General features: G+C 60.1%; 8 protein-coding genes and 1 pseudogene. 1 reads left to right on the forward strand and 8 read right to left on the reverse strand.

Features of this window, described 5'->3' with window-relative positions:
- Positions 1-231, reverse strand: a pseudogene (locus AC1DVM_RS21175) (transporter substrate-binding domain-containing protein); the annotation flags it as partial.
- A gap of 425 nt (positions 232-656) precedes the next feature.
- Here AC1DVM_RS21175 and AC1DVM_RS21180 point away from each other — a divergent pair.
- Positions 657-1355, forward strand: a complete 699-nt coding sequence (locus AC1DVM_RS21180; protein WP_477257770.1) for an IS6 family transposase — start codon at positions 657-659, stop codon at positions 1353-1355.
- Between the two features lie 1046 nt (positions 1356-2401).
- On the opposite strand, the gene AC1DVM_RS21185 is transcribed toward AC1DVM_RS21180, so the two are convergent.
- From AC1DVM_RS21185 to AC1DVM_RS21215, 7 genes are all read right to left on the reverse strand, one after another.
- On the reverse strand, positions 2402-3379 hold the full coding sequence (locus AC1DVM_RS21185; protein WP_477257772.1) for an ATP-binding cassette domain-containing protein: 978 nt from the start codon (positions 3377-3379) through the stop codon (positions 2402-2404).
- The gene (locus tag AC1DVM_RS21190; RefSeq protein ID WP_477257774.1) at positions 3376-4197 is read right to left on the reverse strand and encodes an ABC transporter ATP-binding protein; all 822 of its coding nucleotides are present in this window, start codon (positions 4195-4197) and stop codon (positions 3376-3378) included. The genes AC1DVM_RS21185 and AC1DVM_RS21190 overlap by 4 nt, the downstream gene beginning before the upstream one ends.
- Positions 4194-5072: an ABC transporter permease gene (locus tag AC1DVM_RS21195; RefSeq protein WP_477257776.1), complete on the reverse strand. Its 879-nt coding sequence runs from the start codon at positions 5070-5072 to the stop codon at positions 4194-4196. Before AC1DVM_RS21195 ends, AC1DVM_RS21190 begins: the two co-directional genes overlap by 4 nt.
- Positions 5069-6010, reverse strand: coding sequence for an ABC transporter permease (locus AC1DVM_RS21200; RefSeq protein ID WP_477257778.1), 942 nt, complete (start codon positions 6008-6010; stop codon positions 5069-5071). Before AC1DVM_RS21200 ends, AC1DVM_RS21195 begins: the two co-directional genes overlap by 4 nt.
- A 37-nt stretch (positions 6011-6047) precedes the next feature.
- On the reverse strand, positions 6048-7364 hold the full coding sequence (locus AC1DVM_RS21205; protein WP_477257780.1) for an ABC transporter substrate-binding protein: 1317 nt from the start codon (positions 7362-7364) through the stop codon (positions 6048-6050).
- Positions 7365-7715: 351 nt separating this feature from the next.
- A complete protein-coding gene (locus AC1DVM_RS21210; RefSeq protein ID WP_477257782.1) occupies positions 7716-9017 on the reverse strand; it encodes an aspartate aminotransferase family protein in 1302 nt (433 codons plus the stop codon).
- A 103-nt stretch (positions 9018-9120) separates the two neighbouring features.
- Positions 9121-9836: MlrC C-terminal domain-containing protein (locus AC1DVM_RS21215; RefSeq protein WP_477257784.1), on the reverse strand; the 716-nt coding region annotated here is incomplete at its 5' end.

The following is a 9836-nucleotide window of genomic DNA, read 5'->3' on the forward strand; positions in this document are numbered from 1 at the left end:
GCCGAAGAGACCCTGGGCGATGATCTTGCTGACTTCGATGTCGAAGCCGACGAGGGCTCCCTTTTCGTCGCGGAAGTGCCACGGCGGGTTGGTGCTGCCGGTACCAACGACGAGCTTTCCGCGACTGAGGACTTCCTGCAACTTGCCTTGCGCCGATGCTGACGGCGCCTGTAGCACGGCGGCCGCGAACAAACCTAGTCCGGCAGCGATCCGATTTGTCGTGTTCAACATGGTGTTCCCTCTTCTTTACGGCATACGCGTCACAGATCCATCGCAGCGACCGGGCTTCTGAAGGACCCGCGGGATGCATATCAGGTTTTCAGGCTCTTTGAAGCGTCGTTATCCGGCCATTGGACCCCCAGTTCCCCTCCTCCCAATCTTCGGCACGTTCGCCGATCGATCACAACGAGAAAGCCCGAAGGGGTGCACGGTGTAAACTGCCGCCAGTTTCATGAGACGGAACAACGCTGCCCGATAACGGGGCGTTACCGGGCATTCCTCCTGTTGGCCCTTTCCTTAAACGCTCGCAAGGCCAGGAGCGTCTCGCAGAGCCTCGGCGTTCGCGCCTTACTCAACCGCAGGTGCGACGGCTCCGTCGCAAACTTTTTGTTTCCTGTTACCTGCTACCTTGGCTGTCCAGTTCGGGGAAGGACGTCATGTTCAAAGGTCGGCATTTCGATCGCTCGGTGATCCTGCTCTGCGTCCGGTGGTATCTCGCGTATGGTCTGAGCCTGCGCAACCTCGAAGAGATGATGGCCGAGCGAGGCATCTCGGTCGACCATGCGATGGTTCACAGATGGGTTATTCGCTATTCGCCCGAACTGCTCGAGCGCTTCAATCGTCGCAAGCGCGCCGTCAGCCGGAAGTGGCACGTCGACGAGACATATATCAAGGTCCGGGGCCAGTGGAAGTATCTCTACCGGGCTGTCGACGGCAATGGCGACACGGTTGAGTTCTGGCTTAGCGAACGGCGTGATCTGGCTGCTGCCAAACGCTTTCTCAGCCGAGCGCTCAAGCGCCATGGCCGTTGCGAGCGAATCGTCATCGATGGCAGCCAAACCAACCGCGAGGCGATCCTGATCTGTGACACGACAGATCGGCTGCGTAATCGATCAAGACGCAAGCTGAAGCCGATCCGGGTCCGGCAGAGTCGATACTTGAACATCCGAATTGAGCAGGATCACAGGAGGATCAAGCGGCGGGTCCTGCCGATGCTCGGCTTTCCGTCCTTTGCTAGTGCTCGCGTGATCCTGGGTGGGATTGAGATGATCCACTTGATGCGCAAAGGACAGGCGAAATACGCCCAAAATCCGCAGCCGTCGCTCGCTGCTCAATTCAAACTGCTCGCAGCATGAACGTCTCGCGGAAACCCTAGTGTCTTTTGGGCTTCACTCTAGATTTGCGACGGAACCGCCGGTTGTCCTTAAGCCTTTGCCGAATGAATTGCTTCCATCCCGGCTGGGTCGCCATGCGGCCTTCTATGAGGTGGGGAACCGCCGCCTGCTCGGTCATCTCGGCTTGGAGGCTCCCTGCATTGAGGCTCTTGAGCACGGGCCATCGCTCGCCCAGTAGATCTTGCTGGCAGACTGTTTCCGTTGTGAGCATGCGCGTATTGCTGCGATGAGCCACGCTGGGACATGCAACGATGTTCGACGCCTGATCTGGCGGGCCCCGCCAGCTCAGAGATGCCAGAATTGTACTGGGCCGGCCGTCACCCCCAACCCGGCCAATAGCTGCAGGGGTGGCGTATCACCTGCAGGGCCTGCGGCTCTCGCCTGATGGACATAGTCTCCGAAAGGCACCCATACAACCGCCTGTTCGGTACCCTATGGGAAAGGGCGTGCGAAGGTGAAGCTGCTTTTGGAGAGCACAAGGCCGATACCGGTGACGCACCGTCTCCAGCGCTGCTCATGGGGCCGTTACTGCTCCCGCGCTGGCCTGATCCTGGTGAATTGTCGGAGGGCTATCGGCCATCGCGCCTGCTCAACGCCGTCGTGCCCGGATTTGACGAGGCGGTCCACCGCTATGACCTTGAGAGGCACATGACCCGGCAACCCTTCCTGCCCATCATGCTTCGGATTGCGCTTATTGCCGGGGTCGCCATTGTCATGCGGGACCCGGTCCGCATGGTCACGGATTTACGGCGGCATACACGCTTGGGAGGTCGACAGCGCTCTTAGGCGCTTGAAAGCGGGAAGGAGAGGGGATCTCCTTATCCTGTCTCATGTTGGCAGTTAATTTGAGATTCCTCTCTCCTAGAATCTCACACCAAAATGCCTACGACTTCTCAGAATTCCCGAATCTCACGCCAAAGTGCCCAGCGACAAGCGGGGTTAACCCCTCGTCGGTGCGGGAGCCAGTCAGCCAACAAAAAATCTTCGGGGGCTTACGCTGCAGGTTCCTATGATGCCGGCGGCCAATAGCGGCACGAAATCCCGTGCCCATCGGCGATCTGATGCCACGGGGCAGTGCCGGTCCTGACATGATTTTCGCCGTGAATGCACGGTCCGTCGTGATCCTCATCAGCGGAAAAGCGGAACTCCGGGGGCGTGAGGCGGAGCCTTTGACGCTGGATGATCGGGTCAGGGATAGGAACGGCGTTCAGCAGCATCTGAGTGTAGGGGTGAGCAGGCGTATCATAGATATGCGAGGCATTACCCATCTCGACGATGCGGCCCCCGAACATCACCGCAACCTTGTGCGCGACCTCTCGAACGATCGCGAGATCATGGGCGATGAACAGATACGACAATCCGAGCTTGTCCTGCAGCGAGCGAAGAAGCGTCACGATCTGCGCCTGCGTTCGCACGTCAAGAGCCGATACTGGTTCGTCGCACACGACGAAATCCGGATTTACCGCGAGCGCTCGAGCAATGACGATCCGCTGACGCTGCCCCCCGGAAAATGCATTCGGGTAACGGTGCATCACGGCCGGATCCATATTCACGAGCTCCAACAATTCCGCGACACGCTCACGCATCTGGCTCGGCGGCACCGACCTGTGCACGCGAAGCGGCTCGGTTAGCGTCTGGGCGATCGTCATGCGCGGGTGCAGGCTCGAATAGGGATTCTGAAGAACGAACTGCATGTGTCGGCGCATCCGACGCAGGTTGAACGATGACATCTTGGTCAGGTCTTCGCCGAGAAGTTCCACCGAGCCTTGATGCACTTTCTGGAGCTGAAGGATCGCGCGACCGGTCGTCGTCTTGCCCGATCCGGATTGTCCGACAAGGCCAAGCGTCTGGCCGGGTGCGATATCGAACGAAACTCCCTTCACGGCCGCAAGCGGCGGGTTTCCTCTTTGGGCCGGAAAGACGACCGACAGGTCACGAACCTGAAGCAGTGGTGCGTCAGTGGGACGTTTTTTGGCCAACCTCATAACGCGCGACCGGCAGTATCGATGCGCGGGACGGCGTGCAGCAGAGCACGTGTGTATTCGTGCGCCGGCTCCGCAAAGACACGCTCGACTGACCCGGATTCGACAATCTCGCCCCGGTACATGACGTTTACCCGTTCAACCATCCCGGCAACGACTCCGAAATCATGTGTGATCAGCATGAGGGACATCCCGCGTTCCTCCCGCAACCGCATCAACAATCGCAGGATCTGCGCTTGCACGGTGACATCGAGGGCGGTTGTAGGTTCGTCGGCGATCAAGAGATCGGGATCGCATGAGATTGCAATCGCGATCAGCACACGCTGCCGCATTCCACCTGAGAACTGATGCGGATGATCGTCCGCGCGGCGTTCCGGGTTGGGAATTCCCACAAGATTCAGTAGTTCTACGGTCCGTTGCCTGACTGCCTTTCCACGAAGCTCCGTGTGCCGGCCGACGATGTCGTCGATCTGGGACCCAATTGTCATGACCGGGTTGAGCGATGTCATCGGATCCTGAAAGACCATGGCGATTCGACGCCCGCGCAGATCGCGCATCGCCTTCTCATCCAGTTGCAAAAGGTCCTCGCCCATGAAATCGACGGAGCCGCCCAGGGCAACCGAGGTGCCCTCGGGGGCCAAGCGCATGATCGCCCTCGCGGTTACGCTCTTGCCGCAGCCCGATTCCCCGACGAAGCCGACAGCCTCGCCTGCCGCGATATCGAACGAGATGCCCCTCACTGCCTGGATTTCTTCCTGGCGGGTCGCGATCCGCGCGGTGAGGTTCCGCACGCTCAGAATCGGGGTGCTCGGTTCACTCAACGCCAGCTCCCCACATCGAGAACTTCGCGCAGCCCGTTCGCCAATACGATGAAGGTTAGCGTCGCGAAGACGATAGCGGTCGCAGGTCCCACCACCGTCAGTGGTGCGAGCTCCATGAATTGTCGAGCTTCAGAGAGCATCCCGCCCCAGTTGGGGTCCGGTGGCGGTGGCCCGAGGCCGAGAAATGAAAGCGCCGTCACGGTGAAGATCGTGTGCGACAAGGTGAGACTGGTCGCCACCACAATGGGTGAAATCACCATCGGCAGCACGTGACGCAGCACCAGCCTTAACTCACTGACGCCAACACTTCTCGCCGCCTCCACGTGATCCCATTCCCTCACGCTCAGCACGGGGCCGCGCACGACCCTAGCCATGGCGGGCGTGTACACGATCGCGATTGTGAGAATTAGGTTCGGCACCGTCGGCCCTAAAGCCGCCACCACTGCGATCGCCAGCAAGAAGACCGGGAACGCAAACACCACGTCAAGTACTCGCATGATGATCTCGTCCACCATGCCGCCGAGATAGCCGGAGAGCAGGCCGAGAACCAGTCCGGCGGCGAGCGCGAGGAACACGGCAACCGCGGTGATCAGCAATGTCGTGCGGCCGCCGACGATCAGGCGGCTCAACACGTCGCGCCCGATCGAATCCGTGCCGAGCCAATGTTGCGCACTTGGGCCGGCGAGGGAATCGGGTGACGTCTTTGAAGGATCGAAGGGCGCGATTTGCGGAGCAAACACCGTGACGATGATCAACACGGTCAGCATCGCAATCCCGAGCCCCAGGAGCAATTGGCCGTTTGTGAGACGGTGCCGCTTGCCCGCAGCGGGATTCTTGCTACCCGCCGTATCAACCATCGCCCTGACGATGCTCATGCCTTGACCCTCGCATCGACCCGCGCATACGCAATGTCAACTAGCATATTGACCAGAATGACCACGCTCGCAGCCAATACCACGATTGCCTGGATCACCGGATAATCGCGGCTGTTGATCGAATCGAACAGATACTGACCCATGCCGGGGATTGCGAAGATCGTCTCGACAAGGATGCTGCCGCCGAGCAGCGATGCGACCTGGAGTCCGGTCACCGTGATAATCGGCGTCAATGCATTCCTGACGAGGTAGTTTCTCAACACGGTGCGCGGCAACAGGCCTTTGGCCCGCGCTACCATGACGAAGTCTTGGCTCGAAATTTCAAGGACGGCTGCCCTCGTGTTCTCCGAGATCGTGACAGAGACGGCCAACGCAAGAGAAAACGCCGGGAGAAGGAGGCTCCCCACATTGGCTATCGGGTCGTTTAGGAAGGGCGTGTAGTTGAAGATCGAGAGCTGAGGGAAATAGAGCCCGGCCAGAAGCACGATCAGTGTTGCGACCACGAAGTTCGGCACAGCGAGAATAAGACCGTTGTAAATCCGCACGAACCAATCCGTTCTTCCACGCATGCGCGCCGACGCCAATCCCGTGGCTATGCCCATCGTCATCGCGATGATGGCAGCGATCAACGTGAGTTGAAAGGTGACAACGAATCGAGCGGGCAGCTCGCTCAGCACAGGTTGTTTCGTGACGAACGACCTGCCGAGATCGCCGGCCAACGCGTGGCCGAGCCAGAGGAAATATTGCTCCAGAAGCGGGCGATCGAGTCCGAGGTCGCGTCGGATGGCATCGAGCACCTCCGGCGCAACGCTCTGTGAACCTGCGGCCGCAATCGCGAAATCGCCAGGCAGCGCGCGCATCAGCATAAAGGCGATGAACGATACGCCCAGCAGGATCACCAATGTCAAGGCAAACCGGGTGAGAACCACGCGTATCATCGAATAGCCGGCCTGTGCCGTGCGCGCGAAGCCATGGTTACTTCGTCACCCAGGTTGTTCGCACGAACGAGCGGATGTTTGCGGCAAGCGGCATATATCCCTTCGCGTAATTCCACCAGATTTCCCAGCGCAATGGATATTGGTAGGTCTGGATGACATACGCATTCTCCGCAATGTGCCGCTGGATCTGCAAATTCTTGGCGGCTCGGCTGGCAGGATCGACATCAGCGCGCGCCTCAGTGATCAGCTTGTCGAGCTGGGGGTCTGCGATACCCATCGCAGTCCCGAATTTGCTGTCCGATTTGACGTACTGGAAGATTGCATCCGCGTCCGGCGTCCACGAGAGCGCAACCGAGAGAAGCGTCGGCCATGCCCCGGTGCTCCAGAGATTGAGCAGCGGCGCAGTCTCCATCGGGGTCAGCTTCACGGTAATCCCGGCGGCCTGCCACTGCTGCTGAAGGATTTGTGCGCATGCGACGTCGAGGGGATTGGCCGCAACGACGATGTAGTTGCCGAGGTCGATCCCATCTGGATAACCCGCCTCCGCGAGCAGCTCTTTCGCAGCGGCCGGATCATGCTTGTAATAGGGCATCCCACCGACACCGTCATACCCACCCACCTGGCTTTCCGGAATCATTGCACCGATCTTGCCCGAGCCGCCCAGAACAGTGTCGAGGCACGCTTTTCGATCTGTCGCGAGGCTGAGCGCACGCCGCACCCGGATGTCGTCGAGCGGTTTGGCTTTCATGTTCAGCCAGATCGGGAAGGTTCGCGATGTTTGGCCCGGGGCAGAGACGAGTTCCGGCGAGGTCTTCGCCATGAGCGCCGCGACCTTTGGGTCTTTCAGCCACGTCATGTCGATTGCCTTCGACCGCAGGGCAGACGAGAGGGTCGCTTGGTCCTTATAAAATTTGAACACAACCTTGGACAGGTAGGGCACGCCCTTTTCGTAGTAACTCGGGTTGGCCGTCAGGGTAAATTGCTGATTTGGCTGATAGGATTCGAAGACGAACGGGCCGGTGCCGACAGGCTGCGTGCTGAGATTCCCGACGCCCTTCGGGACGATCGCGCCATCAGGGTTTGTCGCCAGGTAATTGAGGAACGCGGCGTCGGTGGTTTTGAGCTCGAATTTGACGGTGCGGTGGTCGAGAACCGTCACGGCTTTGATGCCCGAATACTGTGCTCGAAGTTTGCTCGCGGTGCCGGGATCCAGGATCCGGTCAAACGTGTACTTTACGTCTTCGGCGGTGAAGTCCTGCCCATTGTGAAATTTCACGCCCTCGCGGAGCTTGAAGATATAGGTCTTGTCGTCAGGGCGCTCGTAGCTGACGGCCAGATCCGGTTCGATCTTCATATGGGCATTCCACCGCAGCAGTCCGGTGTAGATCAGCCCGGTGAAATCGTAGGACGAGAAAGCCGTGACCGTGGTGGGATCAAGTCCGATCGGATCGGCATCGGCCCCGATCGTAAGGGTGCCGCCGGCGATCGGAGTTCCGGAAGGGCCGCCAGCGGCGATGGCGAAGGATGGACCGACAAGCATCGCGCCTCCCACCAGCCCCAGACGAAGCACGTTGCGGCGAGACAGGTCATAGGCATCATCAAAGCTTGGTCCGGCTGTCGTAGATGAAGGTGTCTTCAACATGTCGCATCCTTCCGTTCGTGATGGATTGGTCAGCAGATTTCCCGCAGGTGCGCGCTCGGCGCATCAAAGAACATTTCTTCGCCTCAACGTGTCGACAGCATCTGCCGCGGCCGCAAGCGTTTCATCAACGATGCTCTGATCATGTTCCGACGACATGAACCATGCACCTCGTTCGAGCACTCGCACGCCACGTTCCAGCAGCGCGGTCGCGAAAGCAACATAGGCCGGGCGGTTCATGCGAGCGAGATCACGGTAATCGCGTGCCGGCGCATCCAGGCCGAACGCCACATGGAAGACTTGCGGGAAGCCCGTGACGCTCGCGGTAATGCCGGCCGCAGCAAAGATAGTGCGCAAGCCGTCCATAAGACGCGTACCATTGCCGGCGATGGCGTCGTAGAGCGCGGGAGTCAGCGATTTCAGCGTGGCCGCTGTCGCCGTCATGGCGATGGGCTGGGCATTGTAAGTTCCGCCATGCAGCACGCCGCCGGTGGCGCAGAGTTCCATAAGATCGGCCCGCCCGGCAATCGCCGCGACCGGGAAACCATTGGCGATCGCCTTGCCGAAGGTAGCAAGGTCCGGCGTTACGCCGAAATATTCCTGTGCACCTCCGGGCGCGATCCGGAAGCCAGTAATGACTTCGTCGAATATCAGAATCGTGCCGGTCCGCGTGCAGATATTGCGCACACCCTCAAGATATCCGGGCAGCGGATGGATGGCGCCGGCATTGCACATGGCGGCCTCCATCAGAACGGCAGCGATATCCCCCACTGCCAGCCGTCTCTCCAGAGCAGCAAGATCGTTCCATGGCAGGATCGCAAGCGCCTCGGCCGTGGTGGCAAGCTGGCCTTTGCTGCCGGCGAACGGAACGGGTGCGTCACGCGGACCAGCGGCGTCGAGCGGCGGAGCAACCGACCAGAGGACATTGTCGAACCAGCCGTGATAATGGCCCTCGAACTTGACGATCTTGTCGCGCCCGGTGGCGGCGCGGGCGATGCGGAGCGCCGCTTGAATAACCTCCGAGCCGGTCGATCCGAACCGCATTCTTTCGGCGCCGGGCACCATTTCGCAAACCAGTCTCGCGGCTTCCGCCTCGATCGCCGTCTGTCCCGCGAAGAGAATGCCTTTCTCGATCTGTGATGTGACCGCCTCCACGATTGCCTGCGGTTTGTGACCGAGGATCATCGGCCCCATGCCGAGATAGTAGTCCGTCAGCCGGTTCCCGTCGGCGTCATAAAGATACGCACCATCTCCGCGCTCGATCACGAGGGGTGTAGGCGAGATATTCAGACGGAAATTGCTATTGACCCCTCCTGCCATCCATTTGGAATTTTCCCGGATCTGGCGCGCAGATGTCGCGAAAGTCATCATCCTTCCGGCATCTGCTGAAACATCCGGCGCTTTGGTTTTGGTCATTCGGGAACTCGCAAAGGTGCTGAAATTCGTAGGCTGATTGATCGTTGGCGTGCTGTCAGATGGGATCGAGGGGATAGATAGGGCGTCGAAGTTTCTGATAGGGCAGGGCGCGCAGGTCGCTGGTGCAGGGTCCCGGAGTCGTGACCGTATAACTGGCGGGGGCGATCCGGTCGTAGGCTCGGCGATGCGCGACGGCTGCTTTCACGCCGATCACCGACAGGCTCTCCGGCTCGATACCTTGCGAACGCAGCTGGCCGAGATCGAACGGCGGCGTTTTACGGCTGGTCAAAAGAACGGTGACGGCGCCGTCGATTTCCACAACCGCGCACGGCCCCATGTCGAAGGAGGAGCCTTGGGCCGCCGCGAGGTGGCTGTTGAGATCTTCCAGCGCGAACCTTCCGTCGGTCAAACGGAGAAGTTTTGCTGTCACTTCGACCGGTCCCTCATCCAGCGAGGTGCGTTTTCCGCCGATGCGGATGAGCCGCTCCTCACCAGGCTTTGCATCCTGCAGGCTTGCGACCGCTTCAGGATCGGCAATTACCACAGCCGCATTCTTGATTCCGAGGCGCAGCATCCCTCTCAGCACCGCCGTGCAATCCCCGGCAGCTCCGCCGCCGATATTATCCGCCGGCTCTACTATGATGCTGGACCCCCGCGGATTACGGCTTGCGGCAGCAAGGGCTGCGTCCAGATCCCACTCCACCGGTAGGCCGTGGTTGCGCAATTCTGTCGCCAGATCGACGAGTGAAGCGAGCGCTGCTTCGGCTGCCC

The organism is Microvirga sp. P4_A5 (assembly GCF_056402495.1).